The following is a 24,658-nucleotide window of genomic DNA, read 5'->3' as shown; positions in this document are numbered from 1 at the left end:
CGACAGCCACAACGGCCACGGCGCCCCGCAGTACCCATCGCCCCTCCGGCCGGGCCGCGCGCGGCCTGGCCGGCCCGTCTGGAGTCCGGACCATGACCAGCACCACCGCGTCCAGCACCACCGCGTCCAGCACCACCGCGTCCAGCACCACCGCTTCCGGCACCGACGCTTCCGGCACCGACGCTTCCGGCACCGGCGCGTCCGGCACCACGCCGGAGACCGCCCCGGGCGCCGGGCCGGGCGCCGGGCCGGACCTCGCCGAGGTCGAGCTGCTCATCGGCGGGATGACCTGCGCCTCGTGCGCGGCCCGCGTGGAGAAGAAGCTCAACCGTATGGACGGGGTCACCGCCACGGTGAACTACGCGACGGAGAAGGCCCGGATCACCCACCCGGCGACCACCGGCGTCGCCGACCTGATCGCCACCGTCGTCAAGACCGGGTACACCGCCGAGGAGCCCGCGCCGCCGCCGGAGCCCGTCGACGAGGCGCCCACCGACGAGGCGCCCCCGGAAGCCGCGGACACCCGGGAGCCGTCCGCGCTCCGCGAGCGCCTCGTCGTCTCGGTCGTCCTCGCCGCCCCCGTCGTGCTGCTCGCAATGGTGCCGGCACTCCAGTTCGACAACTGGCAGTGGCTCTCGCTCACCCTGGCCGCGCCCGTCGTCGTCTGGGGCGGCCTGCCCTTCCACCGCGCCGCCTGGACGAACCTCCGGCACGGCACGGCCACCATGGACACGCTGGTCTCGCTCGGCACCCTCGCGGCGTTCGGATGGTCGCTGTGGGCGCTGTTCCTCGGGGACGCGGGCATGCCGGGCATGCGCCACGGCTTCGACCTCACCGTCTCCCGCACGGACGGCGCCTCCGCGATCTACCTGGAGGCCGCCGCCGGGGTCACCGCCTTCCTGCTCCTCGGCCGCTGGCTGGAGGCCCGCTCCAAGCGCCGCGCCGGCGCCGCGCTGCGGGCGCTGATGGAGCTGGGCGCCAGGGACGTCGCGGTCCTGCGGGACGGGCGCGAGGTGCGGATTCCGGTGGCCCGGCTGGCGGTCGGCGACCGGTTCGCCGTACGGCCCGGCGAGAAGATCGCCACCGACGGGACGGTGGTCGAGGGCGCCTCGGCCGTGGACGCCTCGATGCTGACCGGCGAGTCGGTGCCGGTGGACGTGGGCGTCGGAGACACCGTCACCGGCGCCACGGTCAACGCCGGCGGCCGGCTCGTCGTCGAGGCCACCCGGGTCGGCGCCGGCACGCAGCTCGCCCGGATGGCGAAGCTGGTCGAGGACGCGCAGAGCGGCAAGGCCGAGGTGCAGCGGCTCGCCGACCGGATCTCCGGCGTCTTCGTGCCCGTCGTGCTGCTGATCGCGGTCGCCACCTTCGGCGGGTGGCTGGGTGCCACCGGCGACACGGTCGCCGCGTTCACCGCCGCCGTCGCCGTACTGATCATCGCCTGCCCCTGCGCCCTGGGGCTGGCCACGCCGACCGCACTGATGGTCGGCACGGGCCGGGGCGCCCAGCTCGGCATCCTCATCAAGGGCCCCGAGGTGCTGGAGTCCACGCGGCGGGTCGACACGGTCGTCCTGGACAAGACCGGCACCGTCACCACCGGCCGCATGACCCTGCACGGGGTGTACGCCGCCGAGGGCACCGACGAGGCGGAGCTGCTGCGGCTCGCGGGCGCCGTCGAGCACGCCTCCGAGCACCCCGTGGCCCGGGCGATCGCGGCGGGCGCCGAGGAACGGGTCGGCGCGCTGCCCGGAGTGGAGGACTTCACGAACGTCCCCGGGCGCGGCGTACGCGGGCGCGTGGAGGGCCGTGAGGTGACCGTGGGGCGCCTCCACGGCACTCTGCCGCCAGAGGTGTCCCGGGCCGGGGACGTGGCCGAGAGGGAGGGCCGTACCGCCGTCGTGGTCGGCTGGGACGGTGCGGCACGCGGCATCGTCACCGTGGCCGACACGGTCAAGCAGACCAGCGCCGAGGCGGTGGCCGAGCTGCGCCGGCTGGGCCTCACCCCCGTGCTGCTGACCGGCGACAACCGGCGCGTGGCCGAATCGGTCGCGAAGGCCGTCGGTATCGACGAAGTGATCGCCGAGGTGCTGCCCGAGGACAAGGTCGCCGTGGTGGAGCGGCTGCGGGCCGAGGGCCGTACGGTCGCCATGGTCGGGGACGGCGTCAACGACGCCGCCGCGCTCGCCACCGCCGATCTGGGTCTGGCGATGGGCACGGGGACGGACGCGGCGATCGAGGCGGGCGACCTGACGCTGGTGCGCGGGGACCTGCGGGTGGCCGCGGACGCGATCCGGCTGTCCCGGCGCACCCTCTCCACGATCAAGGGCAATCTCGTGTGGGCCTTCGGCTACAACGTGGCAGCGCTGCCGCTGGCCGCCGCGGGGATGCTGAATCCGATGATCGCGGGGGCGGCGATGGCCTTCTCCTCGGTGTTCGTGGTCACCAACAGCCTCCGGCTGCGGGCCTTTCGCTGAGCACGCGTTTCACGCAGGTCGTGGGGCGGTGCCTCTGGAGTCCGGCACTCACCTCACATAAGCTCTTCACAAGGCTCGCGCATCTTCCTTACGCTTGGGTCCCGCTCAACGTATCGGGGCTCTTGCGCATCTAACGGACATATGCAAGAGACGCAGATCACAGTGATGCGAACGTAACCATCGAAGGGGTTCAAAGGTCTAAGTTGGCGATGTCAGGCAGCGTCTTGGGGGGCGCCACCTGGCATCTGGGGATGTCTTGGGGGACTTTCCCAGAGCTGCGTTGCCGGGACACGTACACCGGGAAGCTTTGAGCGGCCCTCCCGGGCGTGCGCTGTCCCGGCAGACCGCACGAAGCACGACAGCACGACACGTACAACCGCACGGCGGGTTTTGCCCGTTGTGCTCAGTACAGCGATTCAGGCGCTGTCCTCACAGACGCCCGGCCGGATCCCGTGGGGGGAATCCGTACCGGGACATGGGAAGGCGCCCTGGTTCGTCGGCCCGTGGGGGGACCGGCGCCAGGGCGCCTTCTGCTGTCCACGTCACCCGCCCCCGTCACCCGCCTCCGCCACCCTCGCCCACTCCTGGGCACGGAAAAGTCCCGTACCACTCGAGGCGGCACGGGACTCCTCTGACGCGCTGCGGGGGTGCCTGGCGGCTCAGCGCTCCTCGACGGGCACGAAGTCCCGCTCGACGACACCCGTGTAGATCTGGCGCGGGCGGCCGATGCGGGAGCCCGGCTCCTTGATCATCTCGTGCCACTGGGCGATCCAGCCCGGCAGCCGGCCGAGGGCGAACAGGACCGTGAACATCTCGGTCGGGAAGCCCATGGCCCGGTAGATCAGGCCGGTGTAGAAGTCGACGTTCGGGTAGAGGCTGCGCGAGACGAAGTAGTCGTCGGAGAGCGCGTGCTCCTCCAGCTTCAGGGCGATGTCCAGCAGTTCGTCGGACTTGCCGAGGGCGGAGAGCACGTCGTGCGCGGCGGCCTTGATGATCTTGGCGCGCGGGTCGAAGTTCTTGTAGACCCGGTGGCCGAAGCCCATCAGGCGGACGCCGTCCTCCTTGTTCTTCACCTTGCGGATGAAGGAGTCGACGTCGCCGCCGGAGTCGCGGATGCCCTCCAGCATCTCCAGCACCGACTGGTTGGCGCCGCCGTGCAGCGGGCCCCAGAGCGCGTTGATGCCGGCGGAGATCGAGGCGAACATGTTCGCCTGCGAGGAGCCGACCAGGCGGACCGTGGAGGTCGAGCAGTTCTGCTCGTGGTCCGCGTGCAGGATCAGCAGCTTGTCCAGCGCGGCGACGACCGTCGGGTCGAGGTCGTACTCCTGCGCCGGCACCGAGAACGTCATGCGCAGGAAGTTCTCGACGTAGCCGAGGTCGTTGCGCGGGTAGACGAACGGGTGGCCGATCGACTTCTTGTACGCGTAGGCCGCGATCGTCGGAAGCTTCGCGAGCAGCCGGATCGTGGAAAGGTTGCGCTGGCGCTCGTCGAACGGGTTGTGGCTGTCCTGGTAGAACGTCGACAGCGCCGAGACGACCGATGACAGCATGGCCATCGGGTGGGCGTCGCGCGGGAAGCCCTTGTAGAAGTTCTTGACGTCCTCGTGCAGCAGGGTGTGCTGCGTGATCTCGTTCTTGAACGCGGTGAGCTCGTCGACCGTCGGCAGCTCGCCGTTGATCAGCAGGTAGGCGACCTCCACGAAGGAGGAGCGCTCGGCCAGCTGCTCGATCGGGTAGCCGCGGTACCGGAGGATGCCCGCCTCGCCATCCAGATACGTAATGGCGGATTTGTAGGCGGCGGTGTTGCCGTAACCGCTGTCCAGCGTCACCAGACCGGTCTGGGCGCGGAGCTTCCCGATGTCGAAGCCCTTGTCGCCGACGGTGCTGTCGATCACCGGGTAGGTGTACTCGCCATCGCCGTACCGCAGTACTACTGAGTTGTCGCTCACGTCTTCCCTCACCGACGTAGTGCCTCATCTTCGAGGTGCCCTGACTGTCTCTACCATCCCCCACTTGGCTCAGGAGAGTGCACTCGGGGTCGACCATCGGGCCTATTGGCGGCACTCAGTGCCGCCAACTTGCTCATCCTGCCCCCTCTCCTTCCCTTCCGGAAGTGCTCTGTGACCTTTGCGACTCGTTTGATCGATCATTTTTTTCACACGGGCCGAGAGGTTTACCGAAGGGTCTGCGGATCAGGCGCCCGCCAGCCGGAAGTCGAGCGCCGTGCAGCGCCGGCCTGCCGACACCGTGCGCACCGCCTGTCCGATCGCCTTGCGGGAACCGACGAGGACGACCAGCTTCTTGGCCCGGGTGACCGCCGTGTACAGCAGGTTCCGCTGGAGCATCATCCAGGCGCCGGTCGTCACGGGGATCACCACCGCCGGGTACTCGCTGCCCTGGGAGCGGTGGATGGTCACCGCGTAGGCGTGGGCCAGTTCGTCCAGTTCGTCGAATTCGTACGGAACCTCCTCGTCCTCGTCCGTCAGCACGGTGAGGCGCTGGTCCACCGGGTCGAGCGAGGTGACCACGCCGACGGTGCCGTTGAAGACACCGTTCTCACCCTTCTCGTAATTGTTGCGAATCTGGGTGACCTTGTCGCCGACCCGGAAGACCCGGCCGCCGAACCGCTTCTCCGGCACGTCCGGGCGCCCCGGGGTGACGGCCTGCTGGAGCAGCGCGTTCAGCGCGCCGGCGCCGGCGGGGCCCCGGTGCATGGGAGCGAGCACCTGCACGTCCCGGCGCGGGTCAAGACCGAACTTCGCCGGGATGCGCCGCGATGCGACGTCCACCGTCAGCCGCCCCGCCTCCTCCGTCTCGTCCTCGACGAAGAGGAAGAAGTCCTTCATGCCCTCGGTGAGCGGGTGCTGCCCGGCGTTGATCCGGTGCGCGTTCGTCACGACCCCCGACTGCTGGGCCTGCCGGAAGACCCGGGTGAGGCGGACGGCGGGGACGGGGCTGCCGGGAGCGAGGAGGTCCCGCAGCACCTCCCCCGCGCCGACGCTGGGCAGCTGGTCGACGTCTCCGACGAAGAGCAGGTGTGCGCCCGGGGGGACGGCCTTGACCAGTTTGTTGGCGAGAAGGAGGTCCAGCATGGACGCCTCGTCGACCACGACGAGGTCGGCGTCGAGCGGCCGGTCCCGGTCGTAGGCGGCGTCACCGCCGGGCTTGAGTTCCAGCAGCCGGTGGACGGTGGACGCCTCGGCGCCGGTCAGCTCGGCGAGTCGCTTGGCGGCACGGCCGGTCGGGGCGGCGAGCACCACCTTCGCCTTCTTGGCGCGGGCCAGCTCGACGATCGACCGGACGGTGAAGGACTTGCCGCAGCCCGGCCCGCCGGTGAGGACGGCGACCTTCTCGGTGAGGGCGAGCCTGACGGCGGCCTCCTGCTCGGGGGCGAGGTCGGCGCCCGTGCGCTGCCCGAGCCATCCGAGCGCCTTGTCCCACGCGACGTCCCGGAACCCAGGCATCCGGTCCTCGCCGGTGCGGAGCAGGCGGAGCAGCTGGGCGGACAGGGCCAGCTCGGCGCGGTGGAAGGGGACCAGGTAGACGGCGGTGACGGGGTCGCCGCCCTGCGGGTCCGGGACCTTCTCGCGTACGACGCCGGGGTCCTCGCCGCCCTCCTCCGGAGCGGCGGCGAGCTCGGCGAGGCACTCGATGACGAGCCCGGTGTCCACCTGGAGCAGCTTCACCGCGTCGGCGATCAGCTTCTCCTCGGGGAGGTAGCAGTGCCCCTGGTCGGTGGCCTGCGACAGGGCGTACTGAAGGCCCGCCTTCACCCGGTCCGGGCTGTCGTGGGGAATGCCGACGGACTGGGCGATCTTGTCGGCGGTGAGGAACCCGATGCCCCAGACGTCGGCGGCCAGCCGGTAGGGCTGGTTCTTCACGACGGAGATCGAGGCGTCGCCGTACTTCTTGTAGATCCGCACCGCGATCGACGTCGAGACCTCGACGGTCTGGAGGAAGAGCATGACCTCCTTGATCGCCTTCTGCTCCTCCCACGCGTCGGCGATCTTCTTGGTCCGCTTGGGACCGAGGCCGGGCACCTCGATGAGCCGCTTGGGCTCCTCCTCGATGATCTGGAGCGTGTCCACGCCGAAGTGCTGCGTGATCCGGTCGGCGAAGACCGGGCCGATGCCCTTGACCAGGCCGGAGCCGAGGTAGCGCCGGATGCCCTGGACCGTGGCCGGGAGCACGGTCGTGTAGTTCTCCACGTGGAACTGCTTGCCGTACTGGGGGTGCGAGCCCCAACGGCCCTCCATGCGCAGGGACTCGCCGGCCTGGGCGCCCAGCAGCGCGCCGACGACGGTCAGCAAGTCGCCGGCGCCTCTGCCGGTGTCGACGCGGGCGACCGTGTAGCCGTTCTCCTCGTTGGCGTACGTGATGCGTTCCAGGACGCCTTCGAGGGTGGCGAGCCGCCGTTCACCGGGAGCGCCATCGGACTGGTTGGGCATGATCCGACGGTACCGGTGGGGTGTGACAGTGCGTGCGGCGCGCTGCGGGCCCGACGCCGTGCGCGTCAGAGTCCGGCGAAGAGCCCGGCCAGCGGGGCGGGCGTGCGGGCCGGGGCGAGGGCCTCGACGAGGACACGACCGTAGTGGATCTTGCGGCCCTTCTTCGTGCCGAAGAAGCGGCGGAGCCGCTGCCGGTCGGTGCGGCCCCGCTGGGCGGGCTGGCGGAGGAAGGTCCGCAGGGGGCGCAGGTCGCCCTCCGCCTCGATGAGTTCCGTCACCCGCGCCTCGCCGAGCGCGCGGACGAGTTCGTCCTCCAGGTCGGCCGTACAGACGAAGAGGTCGTGCGGGGCCGCGTTCGCCCGGTCCAGGGCACGGACGTAGTAGCCGCGCTCCCGCTCGTCGCACAGGCCCGTGAGGCGGAGGTCCAGGCCGGACGGGCCGAGGAGGCCGGCGAAGCGGCCGACGCTCATCGCGCCGCCCATCGAGAGGACACAGACGCCCTCCGCCGCCAGATCCCGGCCCTGGCGCGCGGCCAGCGCGTCCACGGCCGCCGCGTCACTCGGCCCTTCGAGCAGGACGGCCGTACGGACGGACAGCCGTCCGGCGAGTTCGCGTGCGGGGCCTTCCGGGCCGCCCGCCGCCCACGCCGTGACCGCGTCCCGAAACGACCCCATGTCCGCCATGGGACGAGTCTCCGCCCTCGGCGGCCACCACGGTAGTGAATATCGTGGTTCCGGTCGACGCGCAGCCCGTCGGCTGCCACTCGCCACCGGCTGGACGCCCGGGTCGCCCGTGGTCTGGAGGGAACGGAACGCCGAGACCGCCGGCCCCGGGCAGGTCGTACTCGAATCAGACCCGTACCGGCGCCTGTCCTGCACCTGGCACACCTTCACGCCCGAGTGGGCGAGGGCCAACGGCGTCGGCGACGAGACCCTCGCCAAGCTCGCCGCCGAGCAGCGCTCGAAGGTCACGTTCGAGACCGAGGACCTCGGCGGGTCGGTGAAACTGACCGTCGTCCACGACGGATTCGAGCCCGGCAGCACCGCAGCACCGCAGCACCGCAGCACCGCAGCACCGCGGCACCGCGGCACCGCCCGCCAGATGATCCAGCACGGCCGGCCGGCCCTCCTCTCCAGCCTCAAGACGCTGCTGGAGACGGGCGACACGCTCCCGGAGCCCGCCTGGACTCCCGGGGGGTCCGCCTGGGCTGCCGGCCGGGCCGCCTGGGCTGCCGCCGGGCCGCTCGTTCAGCGGCGCAGGGCCGTCTCCCGGTGCATGTGCGACAGCTTCTCGGGATTGCGGACGGCGTAGAGGCCGGTGATGCGGCCGTCGTCGAAGCGGACCGCCATCACGGTGTCGAGTTCGCCGTCCAAGTGGACGATCAACGCCGGGTAGCCGTTGACCTGGGCCGGCCCCAGCGACACCGAGGCGGCGTTCTTGACCAGTCCGCCGAGCAGGAGGCGGGCCACCTTGCCGGCCCCGTTGACGGGCCGCAGGACGGCCTGCTTGATGCCGCCTCCGTCGCCGAGCAGGACGACGTCCGGGGACAGGACGTCGAGCAGGCCCTGTAGGTCGCCCGTCTCCACCGCCCGCTGGAACGCCGCGAGCGCCTGCCTGGACTCGGTCGCCGAGACCGCCCCGCGCGGACGGCGTGCCGCGACGTGGGCGCGGGCCCGGTGCGCGATCTGCCGGACGGCGGCCGGGCTCTTCTCGACGGCCTCGGCGATCTCGTCGTAGCCGAGGTCGAACACCTCGCGCAGCACGAACACCGCCCGCTCGGTCGGCGTCAGCGTCTCCAGGACCAGCATCATCGCCATCGACACGCTATCGGCCAGCTCGACGTCCTCGGCCACGTCGGGCGTGGTGAGCAGCGGCTCGGGCAGCCAGGAGCCGACGTAGGACTCCTTGCGGCGGCCGAGCGTACGCAGCCGGTTCAGTGCCTGGCGGGTGGTGATCCGGACCAGGTACGCGCGCCGGTCGCGCACCGTGCCGAGGTCGACGTCCGCCCACCGGAGCCAGGTCTCCTGCAGCGCGTCCTCCGCGTCGGCGGCCGAGCCGAGCATCTCGTAGGCGACGGTGAAGAGGAGGTTGCGGTGGGCGACGAAGGCCTCGGTGGCCGGGTCCGTGCCGTCACCGCCGCCGTCGCCGCCGTCACCACCCCTGCCGCCGTCACCACCCCTGCCGCCGTCACGGCCGCCGTCGCCATCGGCGGTGACGGCGGTGACGGCACGCCGGGCCGAGTCGTCCTGTGCGCGTCCGCTGCTCTCGCTCGTCACCGGCTTCTCCCGTTCGTCCTCGTCACCGGCTTCTCCCGTTCGTCGAATCCGACGGTGTCCCGCGCAGAGGACACCGGTCGCCGCGGTTCCGTGACACCCGTCGGCGGTGGCCTGGGTCACGCCGGTGGCACGTCACAGGGGGCGGGCCGCCGGCGTCTTGTGTTCGTCAGTGAGGCACCGAGAGCGAGGAAGAGATCATGGACACCCGATTCAACCTGTTCGAGAACGACTTCGGCGGCAGGTTCGCGAAGCGGTTCGCGGGCGCCGGGATGCTGGTGCACCAGTCGGCACTGCCGAAGTCCACGCAGGAACTGATGTCGCTGCGCGCCAGCCAGATCAACGGCTGCGGCCACTGCATCGACATGCACGTCAAGGAGGCCGCGGCCGCCGGTGAGAGCGCGGTGCGCCTCCACCTGGTCGCCGCCTGGCGCGAGTCCACGGTGTTCACCGAGGCCGAACAGGCCGCGCTGGCACTCGCCGAGGAGGGCACCCGGCTCGCCGACGCCCACCGGGGCGTGTCCGACGAGACGTGGGCGCGGGTGCGCGAGCACTACGACGACGACCAGGTCGCCGCGATGGTCTGCCTGGTCGCGCTGATCAACGCGGCCAACCGGCTCGCCGTGATCACACACCAGCAGGGGGGCTCGTACGAGGCGGGGATGTTCGAGGCCGCGATGAGCTGATCCTCGGGGGGCGTTGTCGCGGGGCCGGACCGGTACGTGGCCGTTGGGGCCGCCCGCTCTCCCCGGCCGCCCCGCACGCTTCTGCACGCTTCTCACCGGTGGTGGAGCGAGCCGAGTCGAGGGTGACCCGCAGGGTCGTCGGCGCAGCCGGCGCGACCGCGGGGAGCGCCCTTCACCCGGCTCGCGGAAGCACGACACCGGCCAGGAAGCGGGCGGTCCCACGGCCACCCGTCAACGGACGGCCGGCCCCCGGGCCTACGCGCCCCCCCGTACGCCGGGGGCCGGCCCCCGGGCCTACGCCCCCCGCACGCCGGGTCGCGAGCCGAGTCGCGGGCCAAGGCGCGAGCCGAGTCGCGGGCCGAGGCGCATGCCGGGTCACGATTGGGTTTCGGCTGCTCCGCACCCTCTTGCCACCACTCGTGTAATCGTTTCCAATCCTCCGTGTAATCGATTCCACAAGGAGGTGGAAACGGCGATGGCGAGTATCAAGGACGTCGCCGTCGAGGCGGGCGTCTCCGTCGCGACGGTCTCGCGTGTCCTCAACGGGCACCCGTCCGTCAGCCCGGGTGCCCGTACCCGCGTGCTGGCCGCCGTGGAGACGCTGGGCTACCGCCCGAACGCCGTCGCCCGGTCGCTGCGCACCGACCAGACCCGCACCCTCGGGCTGGTCATCAGCGACGTCATGAACCCGTACTTCACCGAGCTGGCCCGTTCCGTCGAGGAGGAGGCCCGCGCGCTCGGCTACAGCGTCATCATCGGCAACGCCGACGAGCGGCCCGATCTCCAGGACCACCACGTCACGACGCTGCTGGACCGGCGTATCGACGGGCTCCTCGTCTCCCCCACCGACGGCGGTTCGCCCAGGATGCTCGACGCCGCGCGGGCCGGGACGCCGATGGTCTTCGTCGACCGCTGGATCCCCGGCGTCGACGTGCCCGTGGTCCGGTCGGACGGGCGGGGCGCCGTCCGGGACCTCGTCGCCCACCTGCACGGGCTCGGGCACCGGCGGCTCGCCATCATCGCCGGGCCCGCCGCCACCACGACCGGACGCGAGCGCGTCGACGCCTTCCGCGAGGCACTCGGCGTGTACGGGCTCCCCCTGCCCGACGCCTACATCGGCCAGGGCGACTTCCAGGCGGAGAGCGGGCGCCGGGTCACCGAGGGGTTCCTCGACCTGCCCGAGCCGCCCGAGGTCGTCTTCGCCGCCGACAACCTGATGGCGCTCGGCGCGCTGGACGCCGTACGGGCGCGCGGGCTGCGGGTCCCCGAGGACATCGCGCTCGCCGCGTTCGACGACATCCCCTGGTTCGTGCACACCGATCCGCCCGTCACTGCGATCGCCCAGCCCACGGGCGACCTCGGCCGGGCCGCCGTGCGCGCGCTGGTCGACCGCATCGCGGGCCGGCCCGGCGAGTCCGTCACCCTCCCGGCGCGGCTGGTCGTCCGCCGCTCCTGCGGTGAGGCGGCCCCACAGGAAACCCCGTCCCCCTCCCCCGTACGAAGGAGTACGCCGTGAGCAGCCGCAGTCCGGACGAGTTGCTGCGCATCGAGGGCATCCGCAAGACCTTCCCCGGCGTGGTCGCGCTCGACAGCGTCGACTTCGATCTGCGCCGGGGCGAGGTGCACGTGCTCCTCGGCGAGAACGGCGCGGGCAAGAGCACCCTCATCAAGATGCTCTCCGGCGCCTACACGCCCGACGCCGGGCGGATCCTGGCCGGTGGCGAGGAGGTGCGCATCCACGGTGCGCAGGACTCCGAGCGCCTCGGGATCGCCACCATCTACCAGGAGTTCAACCTCGTCCCCGATCTGACGGTCGCCGAGAACATCTTCCTGGGGCGCCAGCCGCGCCGCCTCGGGATGATCGACCGGAAGAAGATGGACGCCGATGCCGAGGTGCTGCTGAAGCGGGTCGGCCTGAGCGTGTCGCCGCGTGCGCGGGTGCGTGAACTCGGCATCGCCCGGCTCCAGATGGTCGAGATCGCCAAGGCGCTCAGCCTCGACGCGCGCGTCCTCATCATGGACGAGCCGACCGCCGTGCTCACCTCCGAGGAGGTCGACAAGCTGTTCGCCATCGTGCGGCGGCTGCGCGAGGACGGTGTCGGGATCGTCTTCATCACCCATCACCTGGAGGAGATCGCCGCCCTCGGCGACCGCGTCACCGTCATCCGGGACGGACGCAGTGTCGGACAGGTGCCCGCCACCACACCCGAGGACGAGCTGGTACGGCTCATGGTCGGGCGGTCGATCGAGCAGCAGTACCCGCGTGAACGCGCCGACGCCGGTGCGGCGTTGCTCACGGTGGAGGGGCTGACGCGGGACGGCGTCTTCCACGACGTCGGCTTCGAGGTGCGCGCCGGTGAGGTCGTCGGCATCGCGGGCCTCGTCGGTGCCGGGCGGACGGAAGTCGTCCGGGCCGTGTTCGGCGCCGACCCGTACGACGCCGGGACCGTGCACGTCGCGGGCGACCGGCTGCGCCGGCACGACGTGAACGCGGCCATGGCGGCCGGTATCGGGCTGGTCCCCGAGGACCGGAAGGGCCAGGGGCTCGTCCTGGACGCCTCGGTAGAGGAGAACCTGGGGCTGGTCACCCTCCGGTCCACGTCCCGCGCCGGGCTCGTCGACCTCAAGGGGCAGCGCGCGGCGGCCGAGCGGATCGCCGGGCAGCTCGGCGTGCGGATGGCCGGGCTCGGACAGCACGTGCGCACGCTGTCCGGCGGCAACCAGCAGAAGGTCGTCATCGGCAAGTGGCTGCTGGCGAACACCAAGGTGCTCATTCTCGACGAGCCGACGCGCGGCATCGACGTCGGCGCCAAGGTCGAGATCTACCAGCTCGTCAACGAACTGACGGCGGCCGGTGCCGCCGTGCTCATGATCTCCAGCGACCTGCCCGAGGTGCTCGGCATGAGCGACCGGGTGGTGGTCATGGCACAGGGGCGCGTCGCGGGCGAACTCACCGCCGAACAGGCGACCCAGGACACCGTGATGGCGCTCGCCGTCAGTACGCCCCACAGCGACACTCCGCCCGGCGACACACCCCCCGGCGACTCCCCCGACAGCAACGGAACGGAGGCCTCCCGTGGCCACTGACACGCTCAAGAGCAAGCCGGGCGCGCGGGGCGCCACGGGCGGCCTGCGCCGCCTGCTGCTCGACAACGGCGCGCTGACCGCGCTGATCGTCCTCGTCGTCGCCATGTCGGCACTGTCCGGGGACTTCCTGACCGCCGACAACCTGCTGAACGTCGGCGTCCAGGCCGCCGTCACCGCGATCCTCGCCTTCGGCGTCACCTTCGTCATCGTCTCCGCGGGCATCGACCTGTCGGTCGGCTCGGTCGCCGCGCTGTCGGCCACCGTGCTGGCGTGGAGCGCCACCGAGGCCGGGATGCCGGTCGCACTGGCGGTAGTGCTGTCCGTCGCGACGGGCATCGCGTGCGGCCTGGTGAACGGCTTCCTCATCTCGTACGGGAAACTGCCCCCGTTCATCGCGACGCTCGCCATGCTGTCGGTGGGGCGCGGTCTGTCGCTCGTCATCTCGCAGGGCTCGCCCATCGCCTTCCCCGACTCCGTCTCCCACCTGGGCGACACGCTCGGCGGATGGCTGCCGGTGCCGATGCTGGTGATGATCGTCATGGGGCTCGTCACCGCCTTCGTCCTCGGGCGGACCTACATCGGCCGCTCCATGTACGCCATCGGCGGCAACGAGGAGGCCGCGCGCCTGTCCGGCCTGCGGGTGAAGCGGCAGAAGCTCGCCATCTACGCCTTCTCCGGGCTGTTCGCCGCCGCCGCGGGCATCGTGCTCGCCTCCCGGCTCTCCTCCGCGCAGCCGCAGGCCGCGCAGGGCTACGAACTGGACGCCATCGCCGCCGTCGTCATCGGCGGTGCCTCGCTCGCGGGCGGCACCGGCAAGGCGTCGGGCACGCTGATCGGCGCGCTGATACTCGCGGTGCTGCGCAACGGCCTCAACCTGCTGTCCGTGTCCGCGTTCTGGCAGCAGGTCGTCATCGGTGTCGTCATCGCGCTGGCGGTGCTGCTGGACACCCTGCGGCGCAAGGCGGGGGCGACCACGCCCGCGGCCGGGGCCGGCGGGGGCGGCAAGGGCAAGCAGGCGATGACGTACGTGATCGCGGCCGTGGTCGCGGTGGCCGTCGTCGGGGCGACCTCGCTGCTGCACAACGACTCCTCGGCCGGCAAGACGCGGAAGGTCGGTCTGTCGCTGTCCACGCTCAACAACCCGTTCTTCGTGCAGATCAGGGACGGCGCGGAGGAGCGGGCGGAGAAGCTGGGCGTGGACCTGACGGTCACCGACGCGCAGAACGACGCCTCCCAGCAGGCCAACCAGCTGCAGAACTTCACCAGCGGGGGCCTGTCCTCGATCATCGTCAACCCGGTGGACTCCGACGCCGCGGGCCCCTCGGTGCGCTCGGCGAACAAGGACGACATCCCCGTCATCGCCGTGGACCGCGGCGTCAACGACGCGAAGACGGCCGCGCTGGTCGCCTCCGACAACGTCGAGGGCGGTGAGCTGGGCGCCAAGGCGCTCGCCGAGAAGCTCGGCGGCAAGGGCACGATCGTCATCCTCCAGGGCCAGGCCGGCACCTCCGCCAGCCGGGAGCGCGGGGCGGGCTTCGCGGCCGGTCTGAAGGAGTACCCGGGCATCAAGGTCGTCGCCAAGCAGCCCGCGGACTTCGACCGCACCAAGGGCCTGGACGTGATGACCAACCTGCTCCAGGCGCACCCCGGCATCGACGGCGTCTTCGCGGAGAACGACGAGATGGCACTCGGCGCGATCAAGGCGCTGGGCTCCAAGGCCGGCAAGTCCGTGCAGGTCGTCGGCTTCGACGGCACCCCGGACGGGCTGAAGGCGGTGCGGGAGGGCACGTTGTTCGCGTCCGTGGCGCAACAGCCCAGGGAACTGGGCAGGATCGCCGTGGAGAACGCGTTGCGGGCGGCGGACGGCGAGAAGGTGGAGAAGATGGTGAAGGTGCCGGTGAAGGTGGTCACCAAGGAGAACGTGGCCGGCTTCGAGGGCTGACACGGGCGCGGGGCGGGCGGTCACGACGACCGTCCGCCCTCGTGGCCCGGTCCACTCGGATTCACTCGGATTCACTCGGTACACCCGGGCTCGCCCGGGGTTCACTCGGATTCACTCGGATCGGAGAGCGATTCATGTACGACTACGACCTCCTGGTCGTGGGATCGGCCAACGCCGACCTCGTGATCGGCGTCGAGCGGCGGCCGGGTGCCGGCGAGACGGTGCTCGGCTCCGACCTGGCCGTCCACCCGGGCGGCAAGGGAGCGAACCAGGCGGTCGCCGCCGCCCGGCTCGGCGCCCGTACGGTCCTGCTGGCCCGGGTCGGCGACGACGACTACGGCCGGCTGCTGCTGGACTCGCAGCGGGCGGCCGGCGTCGACACGGTCGGCGTGCTGGTGGGCGGGGCGCCGACCGGCGTCGCACTGATCACCGTCGACCCGTCCGGGGACAACAGCATCGTGGTCTCACCGGGCGCCAACGGCCGGCTGGCCCCCGGGGACGTCCGCGCCGCCGCGAGCCTCTTCCACGCGTCCCGGGTCGTCTCCGCGCAGTTGGAGATCCCGCTGGAAACGGTCGTGGAGGTGGTCCGGAGCCTGGCGCCGGACAGCCGCTTCGTGCTGAACCCGTCGCCGCCGCGCCCGCTCCCGCGCGAGGTGCTGGCGGCCTGCGATCCGCTGATCGTCAACGAGCACGAGGCGAAGGTGATCCTCGGCGACGCCTGCGTGAGCGAGCGCCCCGAGGACTGGGCCCGCATCCTGCTGGCCAAGGGGCCGCGTTCGGTGGTCGTGACCCTGGGCGCCGAGGGCGCGCTGGTGGCGTCCTCGTCCGAGGGTGTCGCCCGCGTCCCCTCCGTGAAGGTGGACGCCGTGGACACGACGGGCGCGGGCGACGCGTTCACCGCGGCGCTGGCCTGGCGGCTCGGCACGGGCGAGTCGCTCGCCGAGGCGGCGGCGTACGCGGCCCGGGTCGGCGCGGCGGCCGTCACGAAGCCGGGGGCGCAGGCGTCGTACCCGACGGCGGCACAGGCGGAGGCGCTGTGAAGCGGGCCGGCATACTCAACCGCCACCTCGCGGGCGCCCTCGCCGGACTCGGCCACGGCGACGGCGTCCTGGTGTGCGACGTCGGCATGCCGATCCCGGCCGGCCCACGCGTCGTCGACCTGGCCTTCCGTGCCGGAGTGCCGTCCTTCGCGGAGGTGGTGGACGGCCTGCTCGACGAGCTGGTCATCGAGGGGGCCACGGCGGCGACGGAGGTACGGAAGGCCAACGCGGATGCCGCCGCCCTGCTCGACGGGCACTTCCCCGCCATCGAACTCGTCCCGCACGAGCGGTTGAAGGAACTCTCGGCGGGGGCGCGGCTGGTGGTGCGGACCGGGGAGGCCCGTCCCTACGCGAACGTGCTGCTGCGGTGCGGGGTCTTCTTCTAGCCTCAGGCGGCGCTCACAGAGTTTCGAGCCACAGAGCTGCGAGGAGCTTCGAGGGAGCCCAGCCGACGACCGGGCCCCCTCGGGTTTCCCTCCCCCTCAGAACCCCCGCGATCCCCCCCCGGATCCCCCCAGATCCCTCGGGTCCCCCCACCGGGGTGTCCTGATGCCAAGTACGACCCGCGGACCGACGAAACGGTTGCACGGGTCGTCTGGATTTATTTCCCGGTCCCCGCGTACGCCGCGAACCGCGCCGCCGTCTCGGCCAGCACCTCCCGCCCGTCCCGTGCCCACAGCTCCTCGTTGAACAGCTCGACCTCGATGGCGCCGGTGTACCCGGCCGCCTCCACGTACCCCTTCCACTCCCGCATGTCGATCGCGCCGTCCCCGATCTGACCGCGGCCGTTGAGGACGCCCTCGGGCAGCGGGGTGGTCCAGTCGGCGAGCTGGAAGGAGTGGATACGGCCGCCGGTCCCGGCCCGGGCGATCTGCTCGGGCGCCCGGTCGTCCCACCAGATGTGGTACGTGTCGACGGTGACGCCGACCTGCCGGGCCGGGAAGCGTTCGGCGAGGTCCAGGGCCTGGGTGAGGGTGGAGACCACGCAGCGGTCGGCGGCGTACATGGGGTGCAGGGGTTCGATGGCGAGCCGTACGCCGTGCCGCTCGGCGTAGGGGCCCAGCTCGGCCAGGGCGTCGGCGATGCGTCCCCGGGCGGCGCGCAGGTCCTTGTCGCCGGCCGGGAGACCGCCCGAGACCAGGACGAGGGTGTCGGTGCCGAGGGTGGCGGCCTCGTCGACGGCGCGGCGGTTGTCGGCCAGGGCCTTCGCGCGTTCGCCCGCGTCGGTCGCCGTGAGGAAGCCGCCGCGGCACAGGGTGGTGACGGTCAGGCCCGCGTCGCGGACCAGCTTGGCCGCGGCCTCGACACCGTACGCCTGGACCGGTTCGCGCCACAGGCCGACGTTGCCGACGCCCAGTTCTCGGCAGGCGGCGGTCAGTTCGGGCAGCGAGAGCTGTTTGACCGTCATCTGGTTGACGCTGAAACGCGTCAGGTCGGGGGCCGTGTCGCTCACTGGTTCACTCCGTACAGGCTCAGCAGGTTCCGCATGCGCTCCTGCGCCAGCTTCGGGTCCGGGAACAGGCCGAGGCCGTCGGCGAGTTCGTAGGCGCGGGCGAGGTGCGGCAGGGAGCGGGCCGACTGGAGGCCGCCGACCATCGTGAAGTGGCTCTGGTGGCCGGCCAGCCAGGCCAGGAACACCACGCCCGTCTTGTAGAAGCGGGTGGGGGTCTGGAAGAGGTGGCGGGAGAGTCCGACGGTGGGGTCGAGGAGGGCGCGGAAGCCTTCCGTGTTCCCGGTGTCGAGGACGCGGACCGCCTCGGCCGCCAGCGGGCCCAGTGGGTCGAAGATGCCGAGCAGGGCGTGGCTGAAGCCCTGGTCGTCGCCGGCGATCAGCTCGGGGTAGTTGAAGTCGTCGCCGGTGTAGCAGCGCACGCCCTGCGGGAGTCGGCGGCGCAGGTCGATCTCGCGCTGGGCGTCGAGGAGGGAGACCTTGATGCCGTCGACCTTGTCGGGATGGGCGGCGATGACGTCCAGGAAGGTGCCGGTGGCCGCGTCGAGGTCCGCCGACCCCCAGTAGCCCTCGAGGGCCGGGTCGAACATCGGGCCGAGCCAGTGCAGGATCACCGGTTCGGTGGCCTGGCGCAGGAGGTGGCCGTAGACCTCCAGGTAGTCGTCCGGGCCCTGCGCGGTCGCGGCCAGGGCGCGGGAGGCCATCAGGATGGCCTGGGCGCCCGACTCCTCGACGACGGCGAGCTGTTCCTCGTAGGCCGCCCGGACCTCGGCGAGGGTGCCGCCGGTGAGCTGGTCGGTGCCCACGCCGCAGGCGATGCGGCCGCCGGCCGCCTTCGCCTCGGCCGCGGACCTGCGGATGAGTTCGGCCGCGCAGTCCCAGTCCAGGCCCATGCCGCGCTGGGCGGTGTCCATCGCCTCGGCGACGCCGAGCCCGTGGGACCACAGGTGGCGGCGGAAGGCGAGGGTGGCCTCCCAGTCGACGGCGGCGGGGCCGTCGGGCGTGGTGTCCGCGTACGGGTCGGCGACGACGTGCGCGGCCGAGAAGACCGTACGGGAGGTGAAAGCGCTTCCTGAGGAAAGGGGCAGGGGCTCGGCGCGGGGTGCGTAGGCGCGCAGGGTGCCGTCCGCGCCCGGCAGGTGGAGGGTCACAGCGCGATCTCCGGTACGTCCAGGCGGCGGCCCTCGGCGGAGGACTTGAGGCCCAGTTCGGCGAGCTGGACGCCGCGGGCGCCGGCCAGCAGGTCCCAGTGGTAGGGGGCGTCGGCGTAGACGTGGCGCAGGAACAGCTCCCACTGGGCCTTGAAGCCGTTGTCGAAGTCGCCGTTGTCCGGGACCTGCTGCCACTGGTCGCGGAAGACCTCGGTGGCGGGGATGTCCGGGTTCCAGACCGGCTTGGGGGTGGCGGAGCGGTGCTGGACCCGGCAGTCGCGCAGTCCGGCGACCGCGGAGCCCTCGGTGCCGTCGACCTGGAACTCGACGAGTTCGTCGCGGTTGACCCGCACGGCCCAGGAGGAGTTGATCTGGGCGATCGTGCCGCCGTCGAGTTCGAAGACGCCGTACGCGGCGTCGTCGGCGGTGGCGTCGTAGGGCTTGCCGTTCTCGTCCCAGCGCTGCGGGATGTGGGTGGTGGCGAGGGCCTGGACGGACTTCACCCGGCCGAACAGTTCGTGCAGGACGTACTCCCAGTGCGGGAACATGTCGACGACGATGCCGCCGCCGTCCTCCGCGCGGTAGTTCCAGGAGGGGCGCTGGGCGTCCTGCCAGTCCCCCTCGAAGACCCAGTAGCCGAACTCGCCGCGCACGGACAGGACGCGGCCGAAGAAGCCGCCGTCGATGAGGCGCTTGAGCTTGAGCAGGCCGGGGAGAAAGAGCTTGTCCTGGACGACGCCGTGCTTGATGCCCTTCGCGTGGGCCAGGCGGGCGAGTTCCAGGGCGCCGTCCAGGCCGGTGGCGGTGGGCTTCTCGGTGTAGACGTGCTTGCCCGCGGCGATCGCCTTCCTGATCGCCTCCTCGCGGGCCGAGGTCACCTGGGCGTCGAAGTAGATGTCCACGGCGGGGTCGGCGAGGACCTCGTCCACGTCCGTGGAGACGTGCTCCAGGCCGTGCCGCTCGGCCAGCGCCCGCAGCGCGTGCTCACGGCGGCCGACCAGGACCGGTTCCGGCCACAGCACGGTGCCGTCGCCGAGATCGAGGCCGCCCTGTTCGCGCAGGGCGAGGATGGAGCGGACGAGGTGCTGGCGGTAGCCCATACGCCCGGTCACACCATTCATGGCGATACGCACCGTCTTGCGTGTCACGTCATTCCCTTCGTACGGCGATACGGCTGCGATACAGCAGCGATACGAGCAGCGGTACAGCAAGCGCTTTCTATACTCAACGAAGCTAGCCTGTGGACGGTGGTCTGGACAAGACCGTGGTCCGGGTGAGTTGTTCGAGGGGGCGAACAACGGCGGATGGTGGCCGTAAGGTCACCTGGAACGGCCGGGACGGCCGGGACGGCGTACGGCACACAGGCGCGAGGCGGAGGACGAGGACATGACGGTGACACTGGCGGACGTGGCGGCCCGCGCCCAGGTCTCCCCGGCGACGGTGTCGCGCGTGCTGAACGGGAACTACCCCGTGGCCGCCTCCACCCGGGAACGGGTGCTGAAGGCGGTCGACGACCTGGAGTACGTCCTGAACGGTCCCGCGAGCGCGCTGGCGGCGGCCACGTCCGACCTGGTGGGCATCCTGGTCAACGACATCGCCGACCCCTTCTTCGGGATCATGGCCGGCGCGATCCAGTCCGAGATCGGCGGGCCGGGCGGCAGAGCGGGGGGCGAGAGACTCGCCGTGGTCTGCAACACCGGCGGCTCCCCGGAGCGCGAACTGACCTACCTCACCCTGTTGCAGCGGCAGCGGGCGGCGGCCGTGGTGCTGACCGGCGGGGCGATGGAGGACGCGGCGCACCAGTCGGCCGTGGCGGCGAAGCTGCGCAAGCTGGCCGAGGCCGGCACGCGGGTGGTGCTGTGCGGGCGGCCGCCGGCGCCGGACACCGGTGCGATCGCCCTGACCTTCGACAACCGCGGTGGCGGCCGGCAGCTGACCGAGCACCTCATCGGGCTCGGACACCGGCGGCTCGGCTACATCGCGGGCCCGGAGGAACGGACCACGACCCGGCACCGGCTGGAGGGCCACCGCGCCGCGCTCGCCGCGCACGGCATCGAGGAGGACCCCCGCTGGACGGTGCACGGCCGCTACGACCGGCAGTCCGGCTACGAGGCCACGCTCGAACTCCTGCGCAGGGACCCGTCCCTGACGGCCGTCGTCGCCGCGAACGACTCCGTGGCGCTGGGCGCCTGCGCGGCGCTGCGCGACTCCGGGCTGCGCATCCCGGACGACGTGTCCGTGGCCGGCTTCGACGACCTGCCGTTCAGCATCGACGCGGTACCCGCGCTCACGACGGTCCGGCTGCCGCTCGCGGAGGCGGGGGCGCGGGCCGGGCGCATCGCGATGGGGCGGCAGGACGCGCCGCCCGGGGGGATCGCGACGGTGCGGGGGGAGTTGATGGTGCGGGGGTCCTCCGGAGGGCCGCGGGAGTGAGCGCGCCGTCGGTCTCCCGGCGCCCCGCGTCGGCGTGGGCCCGGCGGGGGCTGCCGCCCCCCACACGCCCTCGCACCCCCGCTTCGGCCCGGACGGCCTCGTCCTCGGACGCCGGACCGGCTGAGCCGGCCCACCCGGCGTCGGCGTGTGCGGCCGTGCGCCCACGGGACGGCGACACCCGGCTGACGGGGAGGAATGCGCAAGGCCGGGGCGGGTACGCTCCGTGGTCATGAAGCTGGCGTTCTCCACCCTCGGTGTCCCCGGCCTGCCCCTGACCGACGTACTGGGGCTCGCGACCGCGCACGGTTACCACGGTGTCGAGCTGCGCGCCCACCCGGAGGAGCCGGTACACCCGGGCCTGACCTCCGGGGAACGGGCCGCGGTGGCGGCCGGTTTCAAGGAGGCGGGCGTGGAACTGCTGGGCCTCGCGGGGTACGCGCGCGTCGCCGCGCCGGGAGCCGACGACGCCGTGATCGCCGAGATCCGCACCCTTCTCGACCTCGCCCGCGACCTGGGCGCCCCGTACGTCCGGGTCTTCCCCGGCGGCGGCACCGGGCAGAGCCCCGAGGAGGCCGACGCCACGGCGGCCCGGCGGCTGGGCACGGCCGCCGAGTACGCCACCGGACTGGGCGTGCGCATCCTCCTCGAGACCCACGACTCGCACCGCACCGGCGCCGACGCGATGCGCGTCCTGGGCCTGGTCGGGCACCGCCAGGTCGGCGCCCTGTGGGACGTGATGCACACCTGGCTGGGCGGCGAGCAGCCCTCGGAGAGCTACCTGGCCCTCGCCCCGCACCTCGGCTACGTCCAGGTCAAGGACATCGCCTCCGCCGACGACACCCTCCCGCTGCCGCTGGGCGCCGGCGTACTGCCGCTCACCGAGGTGGTGGACGTCCTGTCCCGCCACGGCTGGGACGGCTGGCTGTGCTGGGAGTACGAGAAGCGGTGGTACGAGGCGGCCTCCCCGTTGCCGGAACTGCTGGACGCGGGGCGCGAGCACCTCACCCGGCTGCTCAGCGAGGCGGCGTGAGGGTGGGCGCCGGCCCGGGAGCCGACGCCGGCGTCCGCGTCGGACCGGAGGCCGGCGTCCGCCTCCGCGTCGGATCGGAAGTCTGCGTCCGCGGGGACGACGCGGACCGCACGCGGCGCTCCAACCGCTCCCGGCACCGCGGCCACTCCGCCGCCGTGACCGAGTAGATCGCGGAGTCGCGCAGCCGGCCCTCCTCGCCCGGCGCCCAGGAGCGGGACCAGTTGCGCAGCACGCCCTCGAAGCGGGCGCCGGCCGACTCGATCGCAGCGCGGGAGCGGTCGTTGCGGGCGTCGGTCTTCAGGTCGACCCGTGAATTCCGGGCGGGCCGCGACCTCGTCCGGCGGTCGCGTCCACCGACTTTCGAATACCCGGCCGAACGGGGAACCCCGCCCCCTCCGCGCCCGTCCAATCCGCACGCTGCCGGACGAGTCCGCGCGGTGCGGTGTCGGCCTCGCTGCCGGCTGCGACCGCTGACCACCCTCTCCGCCGTACCGCGGCCGGCAGCGCGTCGCCGTCGGCGCGCCCCCTCCCTTGCGCCGACGGCGGCCCCTGCGGCCCTCTCTCCGCCGCTTCGGGCGACTCCTGTGCGCTCCCTTGACTGGCAGAAACTTCCCGGATATTGGTGACTCCTTGGAAGTTTCCTTCAGCACCTCTCCAGCGATTCCCCAGCGGATCACTCCGGAAGGAGCGCACGTGCACCTCAGCAGCACGGCCGGCACGGGAAGCACCGCACAGCCCTCCAGACGTACCGTCCTCACCGCGACCGCGGTCGTCACCGCGGCCCTGGCGGCCGGCGGCGGCACCGCGTACGCCGACGCCCGCCGGCCCGACGACGACAAGCTCCGGGCCCTCATCTCCCGCATGACGCTGGAGGAGAAGGTCGGCCAGCTCTTCGTCATGCGGGTCTACGGCCACTCGGCCACCGACCCCGACCAGGCCGACATCGACGCCAACCTGAAGGAGATCGGCGTCCGCACCGCGGCCGAGCTGGTCGCCAAGTACCGGGTCGGCGGCGTCATCTACTTCGCCTGGGCGCACAACACCCGCGATCCGCACCAGATCGCCGGCCTGTCCAACGGCATCCAGCAGGCCTCCCTGGAGCTGCCGCGCGGCCTCCCGGTGCTCGTCTCCACCGACCAGGAGTACGGGATAGTGGCCCGCGTGGGCCGGCCGGCGACCCTCTTCCCGGGCGCGATGGCCGTCGGGGCGGGCGGATCGCGCTCCGACGCCCGCACCCTCGGCCGGGTCGCGGGCGCCGAGCTGCACGCGATGGGCATCCGCCAGGACTACTCCCCCGTCGCCGACGTGAACGTCAACCCGGCCAACCCCGTGATCGGCGTCCGGTCCTTCGGTGCCGATCCGGAGGCGGTGGCGGAGCTGGTGGCCGCCGAGGTGACGGGGTACCAGCGCTCCGGGGTCGCAGCGTGCGCCAAGCACTTCCCCGGGCACGGCGACACCGCCACCGACAGCCACACCGGCCTCCCGGTCATCACCCACAGCCGCGAGCAGTGGGAGGAACTGGACGCCCCGCCCTTCCGCGCGGCCATCCGCGCCGGCATCGACGCGATCATGACCGCCCACCTCGTGGTCCCGGCGCTCGACGATTCCGGCGACCCGGCCACCCTCTCCCGCCCCATCCTCACCGGCATCCTGCGCGAGGAGCTCGGCTACGACGGGGTCGTGGTCACCGACTCCCTCGGCATGGAGGGCGTACGCACCAAGTACGGCGACGCACGGGTGCCGGTGCTGGCGCTGAAGGCCGGCGTCGACCAGCTGCTCAACCCGCCGCACCTGGACCTCGCCTGGAACGCGGTGCTGACGGCCGTACGGGACGGTGAGCTCACCGAGGCGCGGCTCGACGAATCGATCCTGCGCGTGCTGCGGCTGAAGGCGAAGCTGGGCCTGTTCCGGGACGCCTACACCAGCCGACGGGACGTCGACCGCACCGTCGGCACCCGGGGGCACCTGGCCGCGGCCGACCGGATCGCCGAGCGGACCACCACACTGCTCGTCAACGAGGGGCCGTTGCTGCCGCTGTCGCGCCGCGAGCACCGCAAGGTGCTCGTCGTGGGCGCCGACCCCGCCTCCCCCTCGGGCACCACCGGACCGCCCACGGGCGTCCTCGCGGGCGAACTGACGGAGCTGGGCTTCACGGCCACCGCCCTGTCCACGGGCACCGCGCCCTCCGCCGCCCTCATCGACCGCGCGGTCGCGGCGGCCGGGGGCGCCGACGCGGTGGTGGTCGCCACGTACAACGTCACCGCGGCCAGTAGCCAGCGCACGCTGGTCGCACGGCTGCTGGAGACGGGGAAGCCCGTCGTCGCGGTCGCCGTCCGCAACCCCTACGACGTGGCCCGGCTCCCGGACGTCCGCGCCTTCCTCGCCGCGTACTCCTGGACCGACGTCGAGGTCCGGGCGGCGGCCCGGGTGATCGCGGGGCGGGTACGGCCGCGCGGCAGGCTGCCGGTGCCGGTGGTGCGGGCGGACGATCCGGCGAAGGTGCTGTACCCCCTCGGGCACGGGCTGTCCTACCGGTCGTAGGACGTAGCGCGGCCTACGCCGCGCGCCGGGGGCGCGCCCCCGTCACCCGTGCGCAATGCACCCCGCGCGTCTGGCGTGCCCCGCTGCGGCGGGTCACGCTGGA

The 24,658-nt window shown here is 72.4% G+C and carries 18 protein-coding genes and 1 pseudogene; 11 read left to right on the top strand and 8 right to left on the bottom strand.

Features of this window, described 5'->3' with window-relative positions:
- The first annotated feature begins 92 nt into the window (after positions 1–92).
- The gene (locus ACZ4V1_RS01365) at positions 93–2,474 is read left to right on the top strand and encodes a heavy metal translocating P-type ATPase (RefSeq protein WP_468327910.1); all 2,382 of its coding nucleotides are present in this window, start codon (positions 93–95) and stop codon (positions 2,472–2,474) included.
- A 659-nt stretch (positions 2,475–3,133) separates the two neighbouring features.
- Here the strand turns inward: ACZ4V1_RS01365 and ACZ4V1_RS01360 are convergent.
- The 3 genes from ACZ4V1_RS01360 to ACZ4V1_RS01350 form a co-directional block, all read right to left on the bottom strand.
- Positions 3,134–4,423 (bottom strand): citrate synthase, encoded by a 1,290-nt coding sequence (locus ACZ4V1_RS01360; RefSeq protein ID WP_055417006.1) that lies wholly within the window; start codon positions 4,421–4,423, stop codon positions 3,134–3,136.
- A 243-nt stretch (positions 4,424–4,666) separates the two neighbouring features.
- Positions 4,667–6,922 (bottom strand): SF1B family DNA helicase RecD2, encoded by a 2,256-nt coding sequence (recD2, locus tag ACZ4V1_RS01355; RefSeq protein ID WP_468327907.1) that lies wholly within the window; start codon positions 6,920–6,922, stop codon positions 4,667–4,669.
- 65 nt (positions 6,923–6,987) lie between these two features.
- The gene (locus ACZ4V1_RS01350) at positions 6,988–7,605 is read right to left on the bottom strand and encodes a TOPRIM nucleotidyl transferase/hydrolase domain-containing protein (RefSeq protein WP_468327905.1); all 618 of its coding nucleotides are present in this window, start codon (positions 7,603–7,605) and stop codon (positions 6,988–6,990) included.
- 109 nt (positions 7,606–7,714) lie between these two features.
- Between ACZ4V1_RS01350 and ACZ4V1_RS01345 the strand changes: the two genes are divergently transcribed.
- Positions 7,715–8,233, top strand: a complete 519-nt coding sequence (locus ACZ4V1_RS01345) for an SRPBCC domain-containing protein (protein WP_468327903.1) — start codon at positions 7,715–7,717, stop codon at positions 8,231–8,233.
- Here the strand turns inward: ACZ4V1_RS01345 and ACZ4V1_RS01340 are convergent.
- On the bottom strand, positions 8,170–9,198 hold the full coding sequence (locus tag ACZ4V1_RS01340; protein ID WP_468327901.1) for an RNA polymerase sigma-70 factor: 1,029 nt from the start codon (positions 9,196–9,198) through the stop codon (positions 8,170–8,172). The two genes, ACZ4V1_RS01345 and ACZ4V1_RS01340, sit on opposite strands and share 64 nt — an antisense overlap.
- Positions 9,199–9,395: 197 nt before the next feature.
- Between ACZ4V1_RS01340 and ACZ4V1_RS01335 the strand changes: the two genes are divergently transcribed.
- From ACZ4V1_RS01335 to rbsD, 6 genes are all read left to right on the top strand, one after another.
- Complete coding sequence (locus tag ACZ4V1_RS01335; RefSeq protein WP_468327899.1) at positions 9,396–9,881, top strand: carboxymuconolactone decarboxylase family protein; 486 nt, start codon at positions 9,396–9,398, stop codon at positions 9,879–9,881.
- Between the two features lie 475 nt (positions 9,882–10,356).
- Positions 10,357–11,397 carry a LacI family DNA-binding transcriptional regulator gene (locus ACZ4V1_RS01330; RefSeq protein WP_468327897.1) on the top strand — a complete coding sequence of 347 codons (1,041 nt, stop codon included), beginning with the start codon at positions 10,357–10,359 and terminating at the stop codon, positions 11,395–11,397.
- On the top strand, positions 11,394–12,968 hold the full coding sequence (locus ACZ4V1_RS01325) for a sugar ABC transporter ATP-binding protein (RefSeq protein ID WP_468327895.1): 1,575 nt from the start codon (positions 11,394–11,396) through the stop codon (positions 12,966–12,968). Before ACZ4V1_RS01330 ends, ACZ4V1_RS01325 begins: the two co-directional genes overlap by 4 nt.
- Positions 12,958–14,910 carry an ABC transporter permease/substrate-binding protein gene (locus ACZ4V1_RS01320; protein ID WP_468327893.1) on the top strand — a complete coding sequence of 651 codons (1,953 nt, stop codon included), beginning with the start codon at positions 12,958–12,960 and terminating at the stop codon, positions 14,908–14,910. The genes ACZ4V1_RS01325 and ACZ4V1_RS01320 overlap by 11 nt, the downstream gene beginning before the upstream one ends.
- 134 nt (positions 14,911–15,044) lie before the next feature.
- On the top strand, positions 15,045–15,950 hold the full coding sequence (locus tag ACZ4V1_RS01315) for a ribokinase (protein WP_468327891.1): 906 nt from the start codon (positions 15,045–15,047) through the stop codon (positions 15,948–15,950).
- Entirely contained in the window at positions 15,947–16,336 is a 390-nt protein-coding gene (rbsD, locus tag ACZ4V1_RS01310) for a D-ribose pyranase (protein WP_468327889.1), read from the top strand. Before ACZ4V1_RS01315 ends, rbsD begins: the two co-directional genes overlap by 4 nt.
- A 215-nt stretch (positions 16,337–16,551) precedes the next feature.
- On the opposite strand, the gene ACZ4V1_RS01305 is transcribed toward rbsD, so the two are convergent.
- The 3 genes from ACZ4V1_RS01305 to ACZ4V1_RS01295 are packed head-to-tail and all read right to left on the bottom strand — an operon-like array spanning position 16,552 to position 19,699.
- Positions 16,552–17,358, bottom strand: a complete 807-nt coding sequence (locus tag ACZ4V1_RS01305) for a sugar phosphate isomerase/epimerase family protein (protein WP_468328900.1) — start codon at positions 17,356–17,358, stop codon at positions 16,552–16,554.
- Positions 17,359–17,399: 41 nt separating this feature from the next.
- Positions 17,400–18,551 carry a dihydrodipicolinate synthase family protein gene (locus ACZ4V1_RS01300; RefSeq protein WP_468327887.1) on the bottom strand — a complete coding sequence of 384 codons (1,152 nt, stop codon included), beginning with the start codon at positions 18,549–18,551 and terminating at the stop codon, positions 17,400–17,402.
- Positions 18,548–19,699, bottom strand: coding sequence for a Gfo/Idh/MocA family protein (locus ACZ4V1_RS01295; RefSeq protein WP_468327885.1), 1,152 nt, complete (start codon positions 19,697–19,699; stop codon positions 18,548–18,550). The genes ACZ4V1_RS01300 and ACZ4V1_RS01295 overlap by 4 nt, the downstream gene beginning before the upstream one ends.
- 238 nt (positions 19,700–19,937) lie before the next feature.
- Between ACZ4V1_RS01295 and ACZ4V1_RS01290 the strand changes: the two genes are divergently transcribed.
- The gene (locus tag ACZ4V1_RS01290; RefSeq protein WP_468327883.1) at positions 19,938–20,984 is read left to right on the top strand and encodes a LacI family DNA-binding transcriptional regulator; all 1,047 of its coding nucleotides are present in this window, start codon (positions 19,938–19,940) and stop codon (positions 20,982–20,984) included.
- A gap of 229 nt (positions 20,985–21,213) precedes the next feature.
- Positions 21,214–22,014: a sugar phosphate isomerase/epimerase family protein gene (locus tag ACZ4V1_RS01285; protein ID WP_468327881.1), complete on the top strand. Its 801-nt coding sequence runs from the start codon at positions 21,214–21,216 to the stop codon at positions 22,012–22,014.
- Here the strand turns inward: ACZ4V1_RS01285 and ACZ4V1_RS01280 are convergent.
- Positions 21,998–22,327 (bottom strand): annotated as a pseudogene (locus ACZ4V1_RS01280) (GNAT family N-acetyltransferase); the annotation flags it as partial. The gene ACZ4V1_RS01285 and the pseudogene ACZ4V1_RS01280 sit on opposite strands and share 17 nt — an antisense overlap.
- Before the next feature lie 380 nt (positions 22,328–22,707).
- Here ACZ4V1_RS01280 and ACZ4V1_RS01275 point away from each other — a divergent pair.
- Complete coding sequence (locus ACZ4V1_RS01275; RefSeq protein WP_468327879.1) at positions 22,708–24,555, top strand: glycoside hydrolase family 3 protein; 1,848 nt, start codon at positions 22,708–22,710, stop codon at positions 24,553–24,555.
- Positions 24,556–24,658: the final 103 nt, after the last annotated feature.

It is taken from the genome of Streptomyces sp. NPDC028991 (genome assembly GCF_055564775.1).
This window is presented reverse-complemented; position numbering and strand designations above follow the sequence as displayed.

What these genes read in the sequence shown, in the direction of transcription:
- ACZ4V1_RS01365 (WP_468327910.1), top strand. Translation starts at nt 93, where the DNA reads ATGACCAGCACCACCGCGTCCAGCACCACCGCGTCCAGCACCACCGCG.
- recD2 (WP_468327907.1), bottom strand. Translation starts at nt 6,922, where the DNA reads ATGCCCAACCAGTCCGATGGCGCTCCCGGTGAACGGCGGCTCGCCACC.
- ACZ4V1_RS01350 (WP_468327905.1), bottom strand. Translation starts at nt 7,605, where the DNA reads ATGGCGGACATGGGGTCGTTTCGGGACGCGGTCACGGCGTGGGCGGCG.
- ACZ4V1_RS01335 (WP_468327899.1), top strand. Translation starts at nt 9,396, where the DNA reads ATGGACACCCGATTCAACCTGTTCGAGAACGACTTCGGCGGCAGGTTC.
- ACZ4V1_RS01330 (WP_468327897.1), top strand. Translation starts at nt 10,357, where the DNA reads ATGGCGAGTATCAAGGACGTCGCCGTCGAGGCGGGCGTCTCCGTCGCG.
- ACZ4V1_RS01315 (WP_468327891.1), top strand. Translation starts at nt 15,045, where the DNA reads ATGTACGACTACGACCTCCTGGTCGTGGGATCGGCCAACGCCGACCTC.
- ACZ4V1_RS01305 (WP_468328900.1), bottom strand. Translation starts at nt 17,358, where the DNA reads ATGACGGTCAAACAGCTCTCGCTGCCCGAACTGACCGCCGCCTGCCGA.
- ACZ4V1_RS01290 (WP_468327883.1), top strand. Translation starts at nt 19,938, where the DNA reads ATGACGGTGACACTGGCGGACGTGGCGGCCCGCGCCCAGGTCTCCCCG.
- ACZ4V1_RS01285 (WP_468327881.1), top strand. Translation starts at nt 21,214, where the DNA reads ATGAAGCTGGCGTTCTCCACCCTCGGTGTCCCCGGCCTGCCCCTGACC.